Genomic DNA, 21,639 nt, shown 5'->3' with positions numbered 1-21,639 from the left:
ATTGATAATATAAAACGCCAGATAAAATTTATCTGGCGTTTGCTTGAAATAAGTATCAGGCTTTTTTAGGACGACAGATACAAAATCTTAATCCATAAAGCTAGGATCTTCCTCAGCCAATAAACATTTCATTTCGGTAAAATGTGCCTCACTAAAATTTTCGATTTTTTCCCAATCTTGCGCTGTTTTTTCGGCAACATCGTCATCTAGAATTTTTAATGTTTGGCCTGTTGAATAGGCTGTAGTGAGGATCTGACATGCACGTTCAATGGTATACATATCATCAAAAGCCACGCCGATAGAATGTGATCCAATTAATATGCCATGATTCCCCATCATTAAGCGTTTCTTATCTTGTAAAATATTGGCAAGACGTTGTCCTTCAGCTTTAGAATCAGCCATGCCCCCATATTGGGAATCATAAGTAACCCGATTAAAATAACGTGCCGTATTTTGATCAATAGGAATAATTTCTGGGTAATTTAAGCAGGAAATCGCTGTTGAAAATATGGGATGTAAATGTAACACTACACGTACATCGGGTCTCAGACGATGGATTTGACCATGGATTGCCCATGCTGTTGGATCAATTTCACCACGATTAAAACTACTGACATCGTCTGCATCTACTAAAATCAGATCACTGGCTTTAATTCTGGAAAAATGTTTCCATTTGGGATTAAGTAAAAACTTTCTACCATCTTCTGAAACTGCTGCACTAAAATGATTGGCTACTGCTTCATGCATCCCCATTTTGGCAAATAACCGAAAACATGCTGCTAAATCAATACGGATTTGTTTTTCATCCATGGGTGTATACTCTCAAGAACTTATCGAATTTATTCTATAGATTTTTGGCTTCATGCTGGATCGGATTTTTAATAACCATACATAGGAATTTCAAAATTACTTTCTATTCAAAACTTGAGTATAACTATTCATAACAGATATCAAGTAAATATCACACGATTTAACCGGAATCCTTAATATGCGTATTATGAAATATTCTCTTTATCCAGTTTTAGCATTATTACTTGCTGGTGGTTTAACTGCATGTAATAAAGACACTTCTTCAACTCAAAATAGTGATGCTTCAACAATTGATCAAGTAAAAGTAATAAAGATCGGTTCAGACATGACTTTTCCACCTTTTGAATATATCGAAAATAATCAACCGAGTGGATTTGATATTGATTTAATAAATGGAATATTGCAACAATCTTCTGCCAGTGCGAACATTATAGATACACGGTTTTCAAATTTAATTCCTGGTCTAGAGGGCAAAAAATTTGATGCTGTGATTTCAGGGATGTACATCACAGCTGAACGTCTGAAAAAAGTAGATATGGTCCCTTATTTTAAATCTACTGAATCGGTGACTGTACTCAGTAACTCTAGTTACAAACCTAAAGTCCGTGATGATTTATGTGGTAAAACTATTGCAACACAAAAAGGCTCATTATATCCGGATCAACTGAATCAAATTTCCCAAGAAAGCTGCCTTGCTAAAGGTAAAGCAGCCATTACTGTTCGTGAATTTGATACATCACCACAGGCTGTACAAGCTGTATTGGCAAAAGCTGCTGATGCACAATATGATGATAGCAGTGTGGCACGTAATACCGTCAAAAAACTCAATGGCAAAGTAGAAATTACTTCCACAGAACCATTTTTTCCATTCATTGGTGGTATTGCGGTACGTAAGGGCGATACAGTTACCTATAATTTAATTAATGATGGATTAAAAAAGCTAAAACAATCTGGTGAATATGACACTTTAATCCAAAAATATGATTTGCAGGCTCCGACTGACGAAGAAATTAAAGCGTTTATGGATGAGGCAAAGTCCTAATTTTGATATGTTGTGGAAATTGAGACTTCTACTGACATTTTGGTAAATTTTATTTCATTTCAAAGGAGTTTCAATTTTGAGTACCAAAGCACAACGAGAGATCACGCATAAACTAAAAGTATTTGCTGATACTGAGCAAATCGGTAATTTCGCATTCACTTATCGGTATTTTGGTATCTACAGAGATACCTTTTATTGGTGAAGGAAGAATTATCAATCTAAAGGAGAGCTTGGTCTTGTTAATAGTAAGCCTTGTCCAGAAAATTCAAAATTACGTACTCCTCTAGACATACAAAACAATTAGATAGAAGAAAAATACAAAGATGATCCTAAATATTTTGTAAATGGCGAGATCCAAGCGAGTACGTAATCCTTCCGAGGTGACGGTTGAAGTATATACCCAACTAAATACTACAGTTTATCCATTATATAGACAATGAAGATTTTCAATTATGAGCTTTGTATTTTGTTATTATAAATTAACTATTTGAATAGACACCGATTTTGTAGCGTGGCGCAGTTTTAGCTCAAACCATGTGCTCATGTAAAAGATCAAGACGGGTTACCCGTCTTGGTCGTGTACGCTTTTAAATATGGTGAATCTTAGGCTTGAGCAGGTGCTTTTGCTATAACTTTAGCGACAGCTTTGGCAACTACACAAACATTGTTCATGTTTAAGCCCGCTACACAAATACGACCACTATGTACTAAATAAATCGCATACTCTTCACGTAAAGTATTGACTTGCTCTGCCGTTAAGCCAGTGTAGCTAAACATCCCTTTCTGTTCGACTAAGTAGTTGAAGTCACGCTCAGGAAGGGCTTTGGTGAGTTCATCTTTCAAAATACGACGCATTTTAATAATACGTTCACGCATTTCTTTAACTTCATTTTGCCACTGTTGATTTAACGCGTGGTCATTCAAGACTTGGTCAACCAACCATGCACCTGTTGTAGGAGGGCTAGAGTAGATACGGCGTACAGTTGCTTTCAATTGACCGAAGGTACATTGAGCAGTCGCTGTATCATCACATACAAAGGTTAAACCACCGACACGTTCACCGTAGAGTGAGAAAATCTTAGAGAATGAGTTGCTGACAATAAAGTTTAAGCCAGCTTGGTCAAGTGCACGAATTGCATAAGCATCTTGTTCCATGCCTTCACCAAAACCTTGGTACGCAATGTCCAAGAATGGAATAAGTTGACGTGCTTTTAGTACGGCAATCACTTGATCCCATTGAGTAGGGGGTAAATCTGCACCTGTCGGGTTGTGGCAGCAAGGGTGAAGTAATACTACGTTTTGTTCTGGTAACTGTTGTAAGCTCGACAACATACCGTCAAAGTCTACACCACGTGTTTCTGCATCAAAGTATGGATAGAAATGGGTCTTTAAGCCAGCACCATTAAAGATGGCAATATGGTTGTCCCAAGTCGGTTGGCTTACCCAAACTTCAGAGTTTGGAAAGTAATTTTTTAAGAAGTCAGCACCGACTTTTAGTGCACCAGAACCACCTAAAGTTTGAATTGTTACAGCACGACCACTTTGCACTGCTGGGCTATTTTCACCAAATAACAAAGCTTGAATTGCATCGCGGTAAGGTTTGAAACCTTCCATTGGCAAATACAGTTTGGTTTTGCTTTGTTGTGGCTCAAGATGCTGTTTTATCCGCATTCAGCCGTTCCAATTCTAAATCAATTGCTGCGATATCTTCTTCAACTGCTTCATCTAACAGGCTGATTTGTTTGGCAGTGAGGTGTTCATTCCTCTGAGCGAATTTATGCCGTTTAAACAGCGCCAGTTCATGCACAGATTTTTGCGTGAGAATGGAAAGATGTTGATTGGTGACTTCAAGATGTTTAACTTTGGCATCCAATTGCCAGTTTGATTTTTCTAATTCTTGATTTGATTGTGCCAGAGGCTGATGCTGCATCGCCAACTGCTGTGTAAATTCCAGTAATTGTTCATGGCTCAGTTGGCTTAAATCAGGCAGCGTATTCATGACCGCAGTATGCCTGAGGTCATGACAAGAATGAAATAGAACATTCGGAGAATAGCAGAATGCACTCGTCTAGTTTAGAGCATAGTGACCACCTGCTGTCATCCAATGTGCTGCTAGGGCAAACCCTGAATCAGTGCTTGTAACTGTTCCAGGCTGAGGGCTACTGTTTCACCTTGACGCAGCTGAGCCCAGTGAAATTTACCGTGTTCCAACCGTCGGGCACACAGCTAGATGCCCAGTCCATCATGGAGTGAAGGGTATGCAAAATTTAGCCCAATCAGTCATCAATCCTTTACGTTTTTCGAGATAAGCTCCACGTAAATAGGCGGCTTCAACTTCATCAGGTAATTTATGTGCAAGGACATGTTCACAAACTTCACGAGGGTAATCGGTCATATCAGCAGACCAGTCACGAAATGTTGAGCGAAAACCATGCGTTGTAATCACTCGGTTTTGTTTGGGGTCAATATAGCCTAAGCAATTTTCCTTTAGCTTCTGTTCATGCATGCGCTTAATCAAAGCAGTCAAAGACATATCTGAAAGCATGCCGCCACCGCGAGGTGCAGGGAAAATATAGCCTTGTGATTGTGTATAAATCTGAATAGATTTCAATAACTCAATTACTGGTTCTGAAAGTGGAACACGATGCTCTTTTTCAGCTTTCATGCGCTCTTTAGGAATAGTCCAGACTTTATTTTTCAAATCAATTTCTTGCCAAGTTGCTCCAAAAATTTCCCCAGAGCGACATGCTGTTAAAATTGCAAATTCTAGTGCCTTTGGAGAAATACCATCTTTTTGGCGAAGGTGTTGAACAAATGTAGAGACTTGATCATAAGGCAAAGAAGGGTGGGGACGTGATTCCTGCTTTAAATTACCTAATATAGGTTCAAGATTACCTTTCCATTCAGCAGGGTTGTCACCTTCAAAATACTCCATAGCCTTTGCATAATCAAAAATAGTCTCAATACGACCACGAAGCCTTTTAGCTGTTTCATTTTTCTCAGCCCAGATTGGTTCTAAAACTTTAGCAATATCAACTTTAGTAATTGTGCCAATACTAATATCACCAAGAGTAGGATAGATATAAGTTTCTAATGTAGAAGACCATTGAGCAATATGCTTCTGATTTTTTAATTCACGAGATTTATTGCTAATCACAATCTGAGCACATTCACGAAAAGTACGATTACGAAGTTTTTGAATACGTAAAGCTTGAAGTTGATCTTGTTTTAGTTGGATAGGATCAATCCCATTTCGAATTTGAGCTTTCATTTCATGAGCTTTAGCCCTTGCCTCGGCGAGTGATACCTCAGGGTAAGAACCCAATCCAATATCACGGCGATGAAGATGCATTTTCCCGTTTTCATCAAAGCGCTGACCTACAACAACACGTAGAACCCAAGCACGAGAGTTATTCACAATACGTAGGTGTAAACCACCTACACCACCGACAGCATGTCTACCATTATCCTTGATTTTTGCTACACTGAGTGCAGAGAGCTCTTTAGCTTTCTTAGGCATAGGATTGTTCTTGTCCCACATAATAACCCACATAGAATATTAGAAATGATCGGATTGGGCAAGACGTGGTTGGAATGATTTTATTTCAACTAATTGAAAAATAAATTTATATTGGATTTATTTGGACTGTATAAAACAAGTGTTATACGGACACCGCTTCCGCCAAATATTTAAAAGACCCTTAAATTTTTAAGGGTCTTTTTTTTTTGCTTTGATTTTGTCTCACTTACTCTATATAAAATTTTAAAAATAAAGCTATATAAGCCCTAAAATAAAGTGCTGATATGATTTGCTAAAATAATTTGCTTGGTTTGATTGAATTTTTTATATGAATGCTCAGGAGCAGGAAAAGCTCTGATTAACAGCTCAGGATTAAGATTTAGAGGCTTTTAAAATGTCTTGATAATGATCTTAAACTGAGCCCATGGACAGAATACATTTTATTTGACTACTATATTGAATGACCTGTATGGATTGTTAATGGTCAAACTTGTCAGAGACAAATTAGTCAAAGCATTGAAGAACCACATGTCCATTGGTGGATTAGTCAACTGTAGGGCTTTGGGTTGTTGATATGTCAGCTTAGATGAGTTGGATGAGCTGAGTACATTTATTTTTATAACCACAGGATTTAGCAATATCCGTACTTTTACAGCATGTTGTCTTACTATCATGTTGCATCCTATGGATTGCTTTTATACTTACCTTTACAACTAATGTGTAGAAAAAAACTCTACACAAAATTATTGAACATCTGTCTATAACGTACATTTAACTTTAAGCGAAGGAGCGAATTTACTGGATTAGATTCAACGTGCTTTGCAGGTTTATAATAGCTCGCATGAATAACCATGCTAGAAATCATTTTTTAAGAGTGGCAAGGTATCGTAGAAAGACCTTTTATTATAAGCGAATAGGTCTTAGTTTGATTTAAATGGATGCACTATGCTCTGAGTGATCATTATTTATCTTTAATGATTTCGTCACCAATCCAGTTTAAAAAATGGTTCACTTTGAGAATGTTCTCATGGGTACGTGGATAAACTAAGTGGTGTGCAGATATGGGTACGGATAAGTCATCATGAAAGACTTTGACAAGTTTTCCTGAATCTAGATAATTTTGGGTAAGTAAATTGCTTTCAAGAACGAATCCAAGCCCATGAGTTGCAGCTTCAAGCGACATGTATGAGCGATCAAAACTAAAAGTATAAGGAAATTCAGGAATACTCAGCCCTTGGTGTGCAAACCATTGAGGCCATGTCACGAGAGTAGACTTTGACAAAATTAATTCTTTTTTTAGTAGATCTTTAGGCTCAGATACTGGACTACGTTCAAGTAGTTTTGGGGAGGCAAGAACTTCTAATTTTTCACTTCGAAAAGTTCTAATTTCGACACCTGTCCAATTTGGAATACCATGACGAATATCAATATCAATTTTATCACGCGTAAAATGAAGGTTTTCATAAGAGCAAGATAAATTCACTTGAATGAGAGGATATTGTTCTTTAAATGATTCTAATCTTGGCAATAACCACAGAAGTCCAAAGCTAGGTGATGAATGGATATATAAACTATCTTTTGGGCTTTTATCTGATGCTTGTTCAGTCGCTAACATCAAATTATGCAAGATAGTGGTGACATCTTGATAATAACGTTCACCTGAAGGCGTTAAGGTCACTCCTCGTGCGCCTCTTATAAATAAGCTTTGACCAATCATTTCTTCTAGTTTTGCTATTTGATGACTGACAGCAGATGGTGTGAGATTCAAAACTTCTGCCGCTTTTGCCACATTTCCTAATCGAGCAGTTTGCTCAAACGCTTGTAAGGTTTTTATTGCAGGTACCTGATTGTAATTTTTTTCACTATTGTTCATTTAAAATTCCATTTTTCTTTCGAATACAAACTAAAAATATCATAGGCATGAATAAAATTCATGCCTAGTTGAGTTTAACCTTATTGCTGCTCACCGTGAAAAAAGAGAATCTAATGATGAATAAATATGTTGAAGATAAGAGGAATAGACATGTTACTACAAGGAAAGGTAGCGTTAATCACAGGTGCAGCATCAGAGCGTGGTATTGGTCGTGCAACAGCAGAAATCTTTGCACAGCAAGGCGCTAAAGTCATTATTGTTGATCTAGATCTTGTGCAAAGCCAGAATGCAGCTAAAGCATTGGGCGAAGGTCATTTAGGTCTAGCAGCAAATGTTGCAAATGAAGAACAAGCACACGCTGCTGTGGAAAAAGCCCTTCAACACTATGGAAAAATTGATATTTTGGTCAATAATGCAGGCATTACCCAACCTGTAAAAACATTAGATATCAAACGTAATGATTATGACCGTATTTTGGATGTCAGTCTGCGAGGAACACTCATTATGTCTCAGGCAGTAATTCCCTCAATGAAAGAAAACGGTGGAGGAAGTATTGTGTGCTTATCATCCGTTTCGGCACAACGAGGTGGTGGTATTTTTGGTGGTCCACACTACAGTGCTGCCAAAGCTGGGGTTTTAGGATTAGGTAAAGCGATGGCTCGCGAGTTTGGTGCAGATAATATTCGTGTCAACTCACTTACACCAGGTCTTATTCAAACAGATATTACGGGTGGTTTAATAAATGATGATCGTCGTCATGACATTCTTGCAGGTATTCCACTTGGTCGCTTAGGCAGAGCACAAGATGTTGCAAATGCAGCGTTATTTTTAGCCAGTGATCTATCAGCCTATTTAACAGGGGTAACTTTAGACGTAAATGGCGGCATGTTGATTCACTAAAACACAGTATTAGAAAATCTAAAATAGAGACATGGCCATGAGAGGATATTGTGGCCAATTGTAAAGGGACTCGCATGATGGATACCGTATTTTCATCTGATACAGATGCTATTCGTAAATCTGCATATCGAAAAATTGCATTTCGGCTGATGCCATTTTTAATGCTTTGTTATTTTTGTGCTTACCTAGACCGTGTAAATGTTGGTTTTGCCAAACTTCAAATGATGAGTGATTTACAGTTTAGTGAAGCTGTTTATGGACTCGGAGCAGGTATTTTCTTTATAGGATATTTCTTATGTGAAGTACCTAGCAATATTGTGCTTCATAAAGTTGGTGCTCGACGTTGGATTGCCCGAATTATGATTACATGGGGTATTTTATCAGGCTGTTTTGCATTTGTTGAAACAGAATGGCAATTCTATACCTTGCGCTTTTTACTCGGTGTTGCTGAGGCAGGGTTAGCACCAGGTTTATTACTTTATCTTACATATTGGTTCCCATCTTATCGTCGGGCCCGTATGACCGTGCTTTGGTTTATTGCGATTCCAATTTCGGGAATGATTGGCGGTCCTCTATCTGGCTTAATCATGGATCAAATGAACAATGTGCAGGGATGGTATGGCTGGCAATGGATGTTCGTTATTGAAGCGATACCCACGGTACTTGTTGGTTTATTGGTGCTAATCATTTTAAAAGACTCTGTTCAAGATGCACATTGGTTAACAAGTGCTGAAAAGAATTTAGTTCAGCAAGAAATCGCTCAAGATAATCAACAGAAAGAAGGGCATAGCAGTATTAAAGACTTCATTAGTGATAAACGCTTGTGGTTACTTGCGGGAATCTACTTTTGTGTCGTAATGGGACAATATGCAATTACTTTCTGGTTGCCGACATTAATTCGTAACTCAGGTATTAGCGACAACTGGCATATTGGCTTGTTGACCAGCCTACCTTATATATGTGCCATAGTTGTAATGCTGTTAGCAGGCCGTAGCGGAGATCACTTTAGAGAGCGTCGCTGGCATTTAATTATTCCTATGTGTGCTGGTGCAGTTGCACTGACCTTCGCAACATTGTTTGCCTCAAATCTAACCCTATCGCTGATTTGTTTATGTATTGCAGCATCAGGTGTACTCACCGCATCTTCTTTGTTTTGGATGTTACCAACCAACTTTTTAGGAGGTGTTTCAGCTGCTGCGGGTATTGCTGGAATCAATAGTTTTGCCAACCTCGCTGAATTTTGTTCTCCGTTTCTTATCGGCTGGATTACGACTAATACAGGTTCGAATGCGATTGGCATGTTCTTAATCACAGCAGTTTTATTTGTCGGTGCCAGCCTAGTACTGGGCGTTCCAGCAAAACTTGTTAATCGTTAATAAGAGAAGTTAATCATGTCAAATATTAATAAAGAAGTTCGTATTGCTGAACTACAGCAACGTGCATATAACATTCGTCAACATGCGTTACGTATGGGACAAGTACAGGGCCAAGGTTATATTGGACAGGCCTTAGGTGCAGCCGATCTACTTGCAGTTTCTTATTTTCATGCAATGAAATATCAGCCTGAGAATCCTGAATGGGAAGGACGAGATCGCTTTTATCTTTCAATAGGTCATTATGCAATTGCTTTATATGCTGCTTTGATTGAAGCAAACGTGATTCCACTTGAAGAACTTGAAACGTATGGTTCTGATGACAGTCGTTTACCTATGTCAGGCATGGCAACGTATACCCCTGGTATGGAGATCACAGGAGGTTCGCTAGGTCATGGTTTGGGTATTGCGGTAGGTGCTTGCCTTGGATTAAAACAAAAGAAATCAGAGTCATTTATTTATAACCTCTTATCAGATGGTGAGCTCAATGAGGGCTCGACATGGGAAGCCGTAATGTCGGCTTCACATTGGAAATTAGATAATCTAATTGCAATTATTGATGTGAATAATCAGCAAGCCGATGGGCATTCATGTGAAATTCTAGCTTTTGAACCGATTATAGATCGTTGGCAATCATTTGGCTGGTATACCCAACGCGTAGATGGCAACAATATGGAAGCTTTACTTGATGCTTTTGATCAAGCGAAAAGCTACGAAGGAGCATGCCCAAGAGTAATTATTTGCGATACCAAAATGGGTAAAGGTGTTTCATTTTTAGAAAGCCGTGAAAAAACACATTTTATTCGCGTGGATGAACGCGAATGGGATGAAGCTTTAAATATATTAACCCATTACGGCAAATAAGGAGTTTAGATCCATGAGCCAATTAGCGAACTCTCCAAAGAAAAAATTAAAAACGTCTGCAATGATTGCTTCGATTGCTGCTGAAGGCCAACCAACCAAACCTGCACCATTTGGACATGCTTTAAATGCCTTGGTGAAAGAGCGTGATGATATCGTTGGATTATCAGCAGATTTATCCAAATATACAGATTTGCATATTTTTGCTAACCAAAACCCAGACAAATTCTTTCAAATGGGAATGGCAGAACAACTCCTGATGAGTGCTGCTGCTGGATTAGCTCGAGAAGGATTCATTCCTTTTGCCACGACTTATGCTGTATTTGCTTCACGCCGAGCTTACGATTTTATCTGTATGGCGATTGCCGAAGATAATTTGAACGTAAAAATTGTAGCAGCCCTTCCTGGTTTAACTACAGGATATGGGCCAAGTCACCAAGCAACAGAAGATATTGCAATTTTCCGTGGAATGCCAAATTTAATGATCATTGATCCATGTGATGCCTTGGAAATTGAACAGGCTATTCCACAGATTGCTGCTCATCAAGGTCCTGTTTATATGCGCTTGTTACGTGGTCAAGTTCCATTGGTACTGGATAAATATAATTACCAATTTAAATTAGGTAAGGCTCAAGTGATTAAACCTGGCAAAGACCTGTTGATTATTTCTACAGGACTGCTGACGATGCGCGCTCTTGAGGCAGCTGAAGAACTTAAAAAAGAAGGAATTGAGGTTTCAGTTCTACATGTTCCAACCATTAAGCCTCTTGATGAACAGACCATTTTAGATGAGGTAGCTAAAGGAGGACGACCTGTACTTACTGCTGAAAATCATTCTGTAGTTGGTGGTTTAGGTGAAGCAGTTGGAACCTTGTTATTAAGAAATGGGCAACATCCACGTTTTGACATGATTGGTTTGCCCGATGCATTTTTAGATGCAGGTGCGCTGCCGACATTGCATGATCGATATGGTATTTCTGTTGAAGCAGTTAAAGAGAAAATTAAAAATCACTTAACCTAAGAGAATCCAATTTTGTTAGTGAATTGAGCATGGTGTACGACAGGAGTCTTGCCATGCTGCAATTTTCTCATACCACTTTTACTCCATTTAACCATTCAAAATATAGCTTATTCAATTAGTTATTTAGGGAAACTTATTTTCAAAATTTGCAGGGATTGTGCAATGAACAAAATTAATTTTTTATGTCTTATTGGTGTACTTATTGGAACAAATACGGCTTGTTTTGCTGGAAACTTATTCGATGTGAATCGGAAAAATTTAATAGGGCAAGGTGAACGAACAGCTTTAGCAGATAAAGGGATCAAATTTGATGGTAGTTTAAATCTCGATATTGCTTACTTGGCAGACGGTGGATATGTCTCACGACAAGATCCAACATATGTTAGCCAGTTTTCACTTGGTTCAACCTTAGATTTAGAAAAATTGATAAATCTAGACGGGCTGAGTGTTCGAGCATTAATTATGGCAAGACAAGGGCAGAGTGTATCAGTAGAACAGATCTCCGATCCGCAAGTACCACAATTGGCCAATGTACAGGCAAATTATGGTCGAGGAAATTCGGGTACAAGACTTGCAGAACTATCGATCGAAAAGAATTTTAGTAACGCAACTACCAGTATTCGAGTTGGGCGTTTTGCCATGGGAACTTATTTCAATGTGATGTCTTGTGACTTTCAAAATAATTCTTTTTGCGGTGCGCAAATGGGGAAATGGCAAGGCAGTAAATGGATTAATGCACCTGTAAGCCAATGGGCTGTAATGTCTAAATATAGTTTCAACCCTGAGGCTTTTATACAATTTGGTGTATTTGAATATAACCAAACAAACTTGGAAGAAAGTGAAGGATGGAATTTGGATACAAAAGATGCCGATGGCGTCAATATTCCTGTTGAGCTTGTCTGGCAGCCGAAACAGGCGATTAATAACTTAGCTGGTATCTATCGTATAGGTGCATTTTACAATACGGCTGATGATCTCAAAAATCAAAAAGACATCGTTACAGGAGAACCAAAATCTCACACATATGGGATGTGGGGAGTCGTAGAACAACAGTTAACCAAAAATGGCTCAAGTCATCAGGGGCTATACGCTTTTGTGAACTTTAGTTTTCATGATCAAACCACTAACAAAGTTGGAAATATGCAACAGATGGGTTTAAAGTACATTGGACTTTTAAATCATTATCCCAATGACATTGTAGGTTTTGCTGCGAATAGAGTTCATGTGAGTGATCGTTACAGCCAAACACAGCAAGCCATTAACAAGGATGCTGAATATAATATTGAGTTGAACTATTCATATTTCCCAATGAAATGGTTGATGCTTAGACCTAATATTCAATATGTAATCAATCCTGGGGCAACGAGTTATGCGGATAATGCTCTAGTGCTGGGCTTAAGCTCGAAAATTATTTTTTAAAAATATATCTACTATAAGAGTTGAACGATATTTTTTAAATTTCTAATATTTAAATTATCACTTTTTTTAGAGCTAAATTAAGGGAATATTTTTTATTCTCTTAATTTATGAAAAATCGTCGTTTTTAATAGCTAAAAATTATAGGTATAGGTCAATCCGCTGTTGGTGGTGATGGTCACCTCATGCACATTTTCAGCAGCACACATCATACAAAGGTAGGCAGTCTCTCTAGAGAATAAAGATTATTGATATTATCAAAAAAATATATTTGAATTAACTAAAGAAAAAGGCTCATGGATTTGATATATTTTTATTAAAGACAAAGTCACTAGCAATATACACTGGCATATACCAAATAGGTTTTTTGGCTAGAAGTTTTTAATCTTTAGGGTAAAGTTAGATATTAGTGAACATAAAATGATTGTAATTTTTCAAGTTGAAAATGTCTAAAAAGCCTTATCTATCAACAGAAATGCAAAAATACCAAACAAAGCAAAAAAGACAAAATAAATTACTTTTGCAACTTTCCATTCTTCTATTTATCCCGCCTTTATTGTTATTTCCCGCGTATCCAAGAAATGATTGGCAATATTCCATTTATAAGTACATCACAGAAAATTTGTTGATTACAGTAGGTTCAAAAGGACCACTACCATTTTTTACTATTCTTTCTAGTATATACATTACAATCATTATGTTTTTCTTAAGTTGCTATGTCTGCTGGTTATTCTTAAAAAAGTATGGCATTCAAGAAAACTTCCAAAAAAAAATTTACAGTTTATTCTTACAATTCGAATTTTCTTCTTCATATAAATATCCTTGGTTAGAAATACCAATAATCAAAAAAACATTAGTTTCGAGCATTTTTATTTTATGTTTTCTTGGCAGTATATGGCACTTTGTTCATGATGAAATTTCATTTCAAAGTGGTAGTCGTAAAGGTGCACTCATAGAATGGAGTTACAACTATAGAATAGGCGTATTGTTCTGGGAGTTTATTATTAGCTTGTTGAGCATCTCGCCTATTTTTTATTTCTTTCTTTTATTCATTTATCTCAGCAATTACTATTTCCGTGGGTTGGGAACTGGGAAAATTCTTTTTTCCAAAAGAAACAGCAAAACTAAAAAACGTAAGAAAAAAAGATGATTTTGTTAATTCTGCCATATTGTCTTATCCTGTAATAGAACAACACTTATCTCATAAAATGCTCAATCAATTTCTTAGGGCACTTTAATATTCTCGTGGCGTCTATACCATGCACTCCAACATATTTATGTTCTTGCTTGTCACAAATATGGAGGCTTATCCAACACGATCATGCTGAATAAGCCCATTTAAAAATCATCAATCAATATCAGGATGCTGTTTGGCAAGGTGATCACGTTTTTCTTGTAGTTCTTCGATTTTTTGATCAATTTTTTCGATTTTCTGCTCAATATTTCCATGATATTGCTCTAGAAGTTCCTCAGCTTCTTCAGGATCAACCGCCATTGGCTTGGCGCCTTTAAGTGGTAAATTTGCTGTTTCTTTAAGATAAATCGCAGTAATAACACCAAAGCAGCCACAAATCACCAGATAATAGGCTGGCACCATAATATTTTGAGTTGTTTCAACCAACGTTGCTGTGATGGTAGGTGTTAAACCTGCAATCACCACTGAAATATTAAAGGCAATTGCAAGTGCGCTATAGCGAATTTCAGTTGGAAACAATGCGGGTAGGGTTGAAGCCATTATTCCAATCAGCATATTGAGTGAAAGTGCCAACATCAACAGACCCAAGAAAATTAAATAAACATTATTTGTGGCAAGCAATATAAAGGCTGGATATGACAAAACAATCAGTGCAAAACTCCCTGCAAAGACAAATGGTCGACGACCAATTTTATCACTTAGCATTCCCACGAATGGCTGGACAAAGAGCATTCCGACCATTACTGCAATAATAATCAAAACGCCGTGATTCTCTGAGTAGCCTAAGTTATGTGAGAAATAACTTGGTAAATAGGTAAGTAGCATGTAATAGGTGACATTGGTACACAGAACTAGACCAACACATACCAATAGACTGCGCTTATGTTCACGGAAAATTTGTTTGAAACCCACTTTTTGCGGTTTTTTAGATAGTGACTGTTCTTCAGCATGCGCCTGAAAAGTCGGAGTTTCATCTAAAGAATGACGTAAATATAAGCCAATTAGTCCTAGTGGTAACGCTAAATAAAAAGGAATTCGCCAGCCCCAATCGACAAAGGCCGCTTCCCCCATGGAAAAACTAATCATTGAAACGACACCCGCCCCAACAACAAAACCTAAAATAGAACCAAAATCCAGCCAGCTTCCCATGAAACCACGTTTTCGATCTGGTGAATATTCCGCTACAAATATTGCAGCTCCAGCATATTCTCCTCCGACTGAAAAACCCTGAGCAATTTTTACAATGAGTAGCAGAATAGGGGCCCAAATTCCTATACTTTCATAGGATGGGATTAAGCCAATACCAAAAGTACTGACGGACATGATAATAATGGTGATCGCTAGGATCTTTTGACGACCGTATTTATCACCTAAATGCCCAAAAAACAATCCACCTAAAGGTCGAAATATAAAAGGTATAGAAAAGGTTGCGAGTGCTGCAATCATTTGTATACTAGGCGATGAATTTGGAAAAAAGACTTTACCTAATACATAAGCGACATAACCATAAACACCAAAATCAAACCATTCGATTGCATTGCCTAAGGCTGCGGCTTTAATGGCTTTTTTAGTCTTATCATAATCAATAATTTCGACATCATCGATTTCAAGTGGTTTAATTTTTCTTTTATACATAAATGGCTTAATCCTAATGAATGACTGTGTTTAAAAAATCTCTAAACCAAAGTCAAAAATAAAATTCATCATGAGCAGAAATAATTAAAAGATAACGCTAAGTTACATTTAAAATTTCAATGTCATAGAATTTTAATAAATATCAATTGATTATAATTTTAGTTTTTTTGTGGTTTTTATGTGTTGGGTAATCATGAATAAAATGTATGAGATCTGATGTAATTGTGTAATGAGTTTAATGTATATAAATGAATCAAAAGGATTGAAAATAATAGTTGTGTTTCCTTTCGCTAAAATTTTTTAGCAGTGATTAAAGCTAAATTAAATGATAAAAGATGTTAAGACTAAATATAAGGTATGAAGAGGATGATTAAAGCAAAGAACAGCCGTTAAGTATAATTTTAGCTACAATCCCAATGCTAATGAGTGCAATATTAGTTATAACCTTATCCAGCTTAAATGGGACGCTAAAACTTTATAAATATTTTTTATAGATAACAATGAGTCCATTTTATAAGGTCCTGAGTTTTTTAAGTTAAATGTTATATTTTTTGTAAAAATAAGTTATTAAAAACTAATGTAATTTACAATTTTAATGATTAGTTAGACAAAATATCTGTTCATTGAGAAGTACAATTTTTAGCAAGTCACTTATTTCCTGCTTTTGTTTTATGGAAAGCCATTATGTTTTCAAATTATATTCATCCTTTTGTTTTGTTTTTCTCCTTACTCAATCCTTTTTTGATGAGTATTTATATGATCGGGATGATCAGACACACTGAAACTAAAGTATTTAATAAAGGTTTAGCACAAGGTGCTTTGATTGCTTATGTGGTTTTTATGCTTTTTGCATGGGGTGGCGAAGCAATTTTTAGTACTTATTTAAATGTTCGTTTTGAATCATTTCAGATTTTTGGTGGGCTAATTTTCTTGGTGATTGGCTATCGTTTTGTATTTCAAGGTGCAGATACTATCGGAGAAATGAGAGGAACGCCTGCACATTTGGCCAGTACCATGGCTATGCCATTTATGATTGGTCCAGGCACAATTAGTGCAGCTGTGGTGACAGGAGCGAGTATGTCTTTACTCGAATCCGCGGTGTTGATTGCTTTTACCTTATTTATTAGCTGTGGCATTTTAATGATCATGAAGTATGGGCATGACCACTTACGTTATAGCCATGCGAAATATATTGATCGCTATTTTGATATTGTTGGACGTTTATCTGCCTTGTTAATTGGGACTATTGCGATTGATATGATCGCGACAGGGATTATTGGTTTATTTGAAAAGTATTAATAATTATTTATATTTTTGATTTTTAAGATAATTATTAAATAAAAGCTGAGACATGATTTACGCTGAGGTGGGAGATCCACCTCAACATTATGTCAAAGTTTATTCAGGACTATCATCTAGAAATCTTCTTAGCCTTTCAGATTGAGAGGCTGTCCATTTTATATCTTTGTCTAACAAAACGAATTTTAAGTAGAAAATAATGGAGGAATATAGAGATATATGTTGTTTTTATGTGAAATATAACGATAATGATTTTTATTTAGATTAAGAGTTTTATTTCATGGGTAGATGGATTTCTCAAAATCGGATCTTTGCTAAAAGTGCTATTTATCTTGCACTTTATAGTTGTTGGATTGGGACAAGTTATGCTGCGACGGAAGCAACAACAGAACAAACAAATGCTTTACCCATGATCGTTGTCACAGCAGAATATAATACAGAAAATAACTACACTAAAAAGAATGCCAGTACATCTACTAAACTCGATTTGAGTATAAAAGAAACCCCACAATCTGTTTCAGTGATTACACGCAAACAAATCGAAGATATGGGGGCGACAAATTTGGGTGATGCATTATTAAATACAACAGGGATTTTGCTAACAGGGGATAATACGGAGAGAACCAACTTTTCAATTCGAGGGTTTAATGTTGGAGATGGTTGGAATTCAAATATATTGCAATATGATGGGGTTGCTGTAAATGCAAGTAATGTCACCTCATCTAAACCAGATATGGCAACCATTGAAAGTATTGAAGTATTACGAGGGGCAGCAGGGTTAATGCAAGGTTCAGGAGAACCGTCTGGTGCAATTAATCTTATTCGTAAAAAACCAACAGAAACTTTTCAAGCAAGTGGTGCTGTAAGTTATGGCTCATGGAACACAGTACGTGGAGAAATGGATGTTTCTGGTCCATTGAATCAATCTGGGAGCGTGCGTGGTCGTCTAGTGGCGGCAGGTCAAGATGGTGATTCATTTATGAAATCTGTTACTCGTGATTCTAATGTTTTATATGGAATCGTGAGCAGTGATTTAACTGAAAATACGCTATTGAATATTGGATATTCACGTCAAGGTGAACATGCAGTTCCCGTCAATACAATTCCTAACTATTTTAATGGTACTAAAATAGGCATCGATAATTCTAACTGTGGTTGTGATTACAGAGATTTTTGGGATAAAACCAATACACAAGGCTTCTTAGATATTAGCCATAAATTTGATAATGGGTGGGAAGTAAAAGCCAGCTATTTGAAGGCAAGATATGTCATGGATATGGCATTTACATCACTGGGATTATCTTCAACTACGACAAGTGCAGATAATGCTTTGGCAACTGTTTATAAGTACGGATATAACTATGAGCAAAAATTAGATATTTATGATTTTTTTGCAAAAGGTACATATCGATTATTTGGCCGTGAGCATGACCTAGTATTTGGCGCAAATCACAGTAAAAGTAATATTACAGGGGCATGGACAAGTTGGGACCAAGTTCTAGAAGATTATAGTTTGGTTGGTGGGGGGGAAACACCAACGCGTGACTATTTATACGTCAATATCAAAAATTACAGTCCTTATCAATTACCTTATATCGCGCCACGTTATCAAAATACCAGTGTTGATCAGGTACGTCAGACAGGATTCTATCTCACCACTCGCTTAAATATTATTGATCCTCTCAAAGTTATTGCAGGTGTGCGCCAAAGCAATTATGAAAGTGTAAATGAATATAAGAAATCTAATATTTTAACACCCTACTTTGGACTTACCTACGATATCAATGATGCATTGACTGCATATGCGAGTTATACCGATACCTTTGTTGTTCAAAATGCTAAAGATCGTTATGAGACATTACTTGATCCAATACAAGGTAATGTTTATGAAATTGGTTTGAAAGCAGGTCTTTGGGATGATCGTTTAATTGCATCAGTTGCTGGATTTAAAACCAATCAAATAAATCGGTCAATACGAGATGAAAGCTCGAAAGGTCAGTGTCCGTTTAATGGTGGTGAGGCTTATTGTAATGTTGCATCGGGTGAGGTGATCAGTAAAGGGATTGAAACTGAGATTCGTGGTGAAATTATCCCCAATCTTAATTTAAGTTTCGGCTATACATACAATACTACGGAATATGCAAACGACCCTACAAATCAAGGTTTGGTTTTTAATGAGGATACGCCTGAACATATTGCACGTTTATTTGCGACCTATAAGTTTGCAAATAATTTAATCCTAGGCGGCGGTGCAAATTATCAAAGTACTTGGAAAGTGGGTCGTTATAGCGAACATCCTTATCGTCAGCCTGGATATACGATTGCTAACTTGGTGGCGAGTTATCCATTAAGTGATAAAGTGAATATTGCATTGAATATCAATAATATTTTTGACAAAGAATATTATTCACAAATTTATAGTGATGGAACTATTCGTTTTGGTAATCCTCGAAATGCAACGCTCACCTTACGCGCAAAGTTTTAAATCAATCGAAGGATGGCTGATATTTTCAGCCATTCACTAAAATAACAATCCAATTGACACCTTAAAATACACTCAAAACCTCAACAAATTTTCTTAATTAAATTTTTTATAAATTTATAGACGACTGGTCTATTATTAATTTATAGTGTGTATATGAAACGATCAGATAAAAGTGAAGCGACTCGACAACATATCTTAAATACTAGTTTTAAGTTGGTATTACATAAAGGTTTTGTCGGCGTCGGCTTACAGGAAATTTTAACGACTTGCGGTGTACCCAAAGGCTCGTTCTATTATTACTTTTCTTCCAAAGAAGCATTTGGTTGTGCGCTTTTACAGCAATACCTTGCTGATTATAAAGTGAAAATCGATCAATTAATTCTACAAGAAGAGCGGAGTGCTTATGCGCGTTTAGTTGCACTTTGGCAAGCATGGATTGATGATCCATGCCATAACGATGGTGGTTGGGCTGAGAATTGCCTAATTGTAAAACTTGCAGCTGAGGTTTCAGATTTATCGGAAGATATGCGTCAGATTTTAAATTTTGGTGTAACCAAGCTGACAGAACGCATTGCAAATTTACTTAGTGACGGACAACAGGATGGCTCAATTCCACAACATATTGAGCCTGAGAAAATGGCACAAACCATGTATCAACTCTGGTTAGGCGCAGCTTTATTGGCGAAACTTGCACAGAACAAACAGCCACTTTATCTGGCTTTAGAAACCACACAGCAATTACTAAAACCTATATAGGAACAACAAATGAAAAGTATTATTCATCATATTTTTGGCGAACCTGTCGACGTATTAGCATCAGCAGAAATGCCAAAGCCAGAGCCTAAAGCAGGCGAAGTTCGTATTAAAATGATTTTATCTCCGATGCATAACCATGATGTTTGGACGGTGAGAGGCAGTTATGGCTATAAGCCAACACTTCCTGCGATTGGGGGGAGTGAAGCCGTTGGTGTGATTGATGCTGTTGGTGAGGGTGTCGATGCTGTATCTGTTGGGCAACGTGTTGCAGTGGCTGCGGTCCATGGCAGTTGGGCAGAATACTTTATTGCACCTGCCCATAGTGTGGTTCCTTTAATTGATGCAATAGATGATGAAACCGCTGCACAATTGATTGGTATGCCGATTAGTGCACTGATGTTGTTAGATTTTATTGATTTAAAACAAGATCAGTGGCTTATCCAAAACACAGCCAATGGCGCTGTGGGTAAAACTGTTGCGATGATTGCGCACGCTCGCGGTCAAAAAGTCATTCATTTAGTTCGCCGTAGTGATGCAGTTACAGAAATGAATGGTTTAGGTATTCAAAATGTAGTGGCGACTGATCAAGCGGATTGGAAAGATCAAGTAAAAGCGATACACGCAGATCAACCTTTAATTGCTGGGGTAGATTCAATTGGCGGTAAAGCCAGTGGTGAAATGTTGGCTTTACTCAGTGAAAATAGTGTATTGGTTTCATTTGGCAGTATGACGGGTGAACTGATGCAAATTTCATCAGGTGATCTTATTTTCAAACAAGCCACAGTAAAAGGCTTCTGGGCGAGTGTGGTCAATAAGCAATTGTCTGCTGAACGCAAAAAAGAGTTAATTGTAGAATTGTTGACTTTAGCTGCTCAGAAAAAATTGGTGTTGCCTGTTGAAGGTATCTTTAGTTTTGATCAGATTCAAAATGCGGCAGCCAAAGCCACTCAAGGTGCACGCCAAGGCAAAGTATTATTAAAACCATAAATATATTTGAGGTAGATCAGTTGTAAGACTGATCTATGACCAATTTTAAAAATAAGGAAAAAACGATGATTGGACAAATTTTAATTGCTTTAATTGCACTGTTACATGTGTATATTTTAGTTTTAGAGATGTTCTTATGGGACAAACAATACGGTTTAAAAGCATTTGGGAATACGCCTGAAAAAGCACAGCTCACCAAAGTCATGGCACAAAATCAAGGTTTATATAATGGGTTTTTAGCTGCTGGTTTATTTTGGTCTTTATGTGCACCTGCAATTTATGCATTATCACTGGCGAACTTCTTTTTAGGCTGTGTGTTGGTTGCTGGGATTTATGGCGGTATGACTGCAAGTAAGAAAATTATTTATATACAAGCGATTCCTGCAGCTTTGGCATTAATTGTCGTGAATTTGAATTACTAAAGTAAGGGGCTAACCTAGCCCCTTACTTTAAATTTATTCAAAAA

17 protein-coding genes and 2 pseudogenes are annotated in these 21,639 nt (G+C 37.1%); 12 read left to right on the top strand and 7 right to left on the bottom strand.

Annotation, left to right across the window (positions count from 1 at the left end):
* Positions 1–87 precede the first annotated feature (87 nt).
* The gene (locus ACG916_RS17630; protein WP_419328411.1) at positions 88–810 is read right to left on the bottom strand and encodes a class II aldolase and adducin N-terminal domain-containing protein; all 723 of its coding nucleotides are present in this window, start codon (positions 808–810) and stop codon (positions 88–90) included.
* Positions 811–988: 178 nt separating this feature from the next.
* Here ACG916_RS17630 and ACG916_RS17625 point away from each other — a divergent pair, with 178 nt between their 5' ends.
* On the top strand, positions 989–1,852 hold the full coding sequence (locus ACG916_RS17625; RefSeq protein ID WP_419328412.1) for an ABC transporter substrate-binding protein: 864 nt from the start codon (positions 989–991) through the stop codon (positions 1,850–1,852).
* A gap of 603 nt (positions 1,853–2,455) precedes the next feature.
* Here the strand turns inward: ACG916_RS17625 and ACG916_RS17620 are convergent.
* From ACG916_RS17620 to ACG916_RS17600, 5 genes and pseudogenes are all read right to left on the bottom strand, one after another.
* Positions 2,456–3,502, bottom strand: a pseudogene (locus ACG916_RS17620) (amino acid aminotransferase); the annotation flags it as partial.
* Positions 3,503–3,509: 7 nt separating this feature from the next.
* Positions 3,510–3,851: pseudogene (locus ACG916_RS17615) on the bottom strand (IS66 family transposase); the annotation flags it as partial.
* A gap of 113 nt (positions 3,852–3,964) precedes the next feature.
* Positions 3,965–4,078 carry an IS66 family insertion sequence element accessory protein TnpB gene (tnpB, locus tag ACG916_RS17610; protein WP_419328474.1) on the bottom strand — a complete coding sequence of 38 codons (114 nt, stop codon included), beginning with the start codon at positions 4,076–4,078 and terminating at the stop codon, positions 3,965–3,967.
* 16 nt (positions 4,079–4,094) lie between these two features.
* Positions 4,095–5,372 carry a tyrosine-type recombinase/integrase gene (locus ACG916_RS17605; RefSeq protein WP_419328413.1) on the bottom strand — a complete coding sequence of 426 codons (1,278 nt, stop codon included), beginning with the start codon at positions 5,370–5,372 and terminating at the stop codon, positions 4,095–4,097.
* A gap of 961 nt (positions 5,373–6,333) precedes the next feature.
* Positions 6,334–7,245, bottom strand: coding sequence for a LysR substrate-binding domain-containing protein (locus ACG916_RS17600; protein ID WP_336952666.1), 912 nt, complete (start codon positions 7,243–7,245; stop codon positions 6,334–6,336).
* Positions 7,246–7,395: 150 nt separating this feature from the next.
* Here ACG916_RS17600 and ACG916_RS17595 point away from each other — a divergent pair, with 150 nt between their 5' ends.
* The 6 genes from ACG916_RS17595 (at position 7,396) to ACG916_RS17570 (ending at position 13,966) form a co-directional block, all read left to right on the top strand.
* Positions 7,396–8,145: an SDR family NAD(P)-dependent oxidoreductase gene (locus ACG916_RS17595; protein ID WP_419328414.1), complete on the top strand. Its 750-nt coding sequence runs from the start codon at positions 7,396–7,398 to the stop codon at positions 8,143–8,145.
* 77 nt (positions 8,146–8,222) lie between these two features.
* Positions 8,223–9,521 carry an MFS transporter gene (locus ACG916_RS17590; RefSeq protein WP_419330588.1) on the top strand — a complete coding sequence of 433 codons (1,299 nt, stop codon included), beginning with the start codon at positions 8,223–8,225 and terminating at the stop codon, positions 9,519–9,521.
* Between the two features lie 15 nt (positions 9,522–9,536).
* The gene (locus tag ACG916_RS17585) at positions 9,537–10,382 is read left to right on the top strand and encodes a transketolase (RefSeq protein ID WP_336952663.1); all 846 of its coding nucleotides are present in this window, start codon (positions 9,537–9,539) and stop codon (positions 10,380–10,382) included.
* A gap of 13 nt (positions 10,383–10,395) precedes the next feature.
* Positions 10,396–11,400 carry a transketolase family protein gene (locus tag ACG916_RS17580; RefSeq protein ID WP_419328415.1) on the top strand — a complete coding sequence of 335 codons (1,005 nt, stop codon included), beginning with the start codon at positions 10,396–10,398 and terminating at the stop codon, positions 11,398–11,400.
* Positions 11,401–11,562: 162 nt separating this feature from the next.
* Positions 11,563–12,819 (top strand): carbohydrate porin, encoded by a 1,257-nt coding sequence (locus ACG916_RS17575; RefSeq protein ID WP_419328416.1) that lies wholly within the window; start codon positions 11,563–11,565, stop codon positions 12,817–12,819.
* A gap of 442 nt (positions 12,820–13,261) precedes the next feature.
* The gene (locus ACG916_RS17570) at positions 13,262–13,966 is read left to right on the top strand and encodes a hypothetical protein (protein WP_419328418.1); all 705 of its coding nucleotides are present in this window, start codon (positions 13,262–13,264) and stop codon (positions 13,964–13,966) included.
* A gap of 198 nt (positions 13,967–14,164) precedes the next feature.
* Here ACG916_RS17570 and proP read toward each other — a convergent pair whose 3' ends face one another.
* Entirely contained in the window at positions 14,165–15,646 is a 1,482-nt protein-coding gene (proP, locus tag ACG916_RS17565) for a glycine betaine/L-proline transporter ProP (protein ID WP_419328419.1), read from the bottom strand.
* A 684-nt stretch (positions 15,647–16,330) separates the two neighbouring features.
* Between proP and ACG916_RS17560 the strand changes: the two genes are divergently transcribed.
* The 5 genes from ACG916_RS17560 (at position 16,331) to ACG916_RS17540 (ending at position 21,595) form a co-directional block, all read left to right on the top strand.
* Positions 16,331–16,945: a MarC family protein gene (locus tag ACG916_RS17560; RefSeq protein ID WP_419328420.1), complete on the top strand. Its 615-nt coding sequence runs from the start codon at positions 16,331–16,333 to the stop codon at positions 16,943–16,945.
* 280 nt (positions 16,946–17,225) lie between these two features.
* The gene (locus tag ACG916_RS17555; protein ID WP_419328421.1) at positions 17,226–19,430 is read left to right on the top strand and encodes a TonB-dependent siderophore receptor; all 2,205 of its coding nucleotides are present in this window, start codon (positions 17,226–17,228) and stop codon (positions 19,428–19,430) included.
* Positions 19,431–19,583: 153 nt separating this feature from the next.
* Entirely contained in the window at positions 19,584–20,186 is a 603-nt protein-coding gene (locus tag ACG916_RS17550) for a TetR/AcrR family transcriptional regulator (protein WP_262085351.1), read from the top strand.
* A gap of 9 nt (positions 20,187–20,195) precedes the next feature.
* The gene (locus tag ACG916_RS17545; RefSeq protein WP_419328422.1) at positions 20,196–21,173 is read left to right on the top strand and encodes a zinc-binding dehydrogenase; all 978 of its coding nucleotides are present in this window, start codon (positions 20,196–20,198) and stop codon (positions 21,171–21,173) included.
* Positions 21,174–21,238: 65 nt separating this feature from the next.
* Positions 21,239–21,595, top strand: a complete 357-nt coding sequence (locus ACG916_RS17540) for a DUF1304 domain-containing protein (protein ID WP_336952653.1) — start codon at positions 21,239–21,241, stop codon at positions 21,593–21,595.
* The last annotated feature ends 44 nt before the right edge of the window (positions 21,596–21,639 follow it).

This window comes from Acinetobacter legionensis (genome assembly GCF_048552295.1).
In the GTDB taxonomy this organism is placed as follows: Bacteria; Pseudomonadota; Gammaproteobacteria; order Pseudomonadales; family Moraxellaceae; genus Acinetobacter.
Note: the sequence above shows the minus strand (reverse complement) of the source record. Positions and strands in the feature narration are given on the sequence as shown.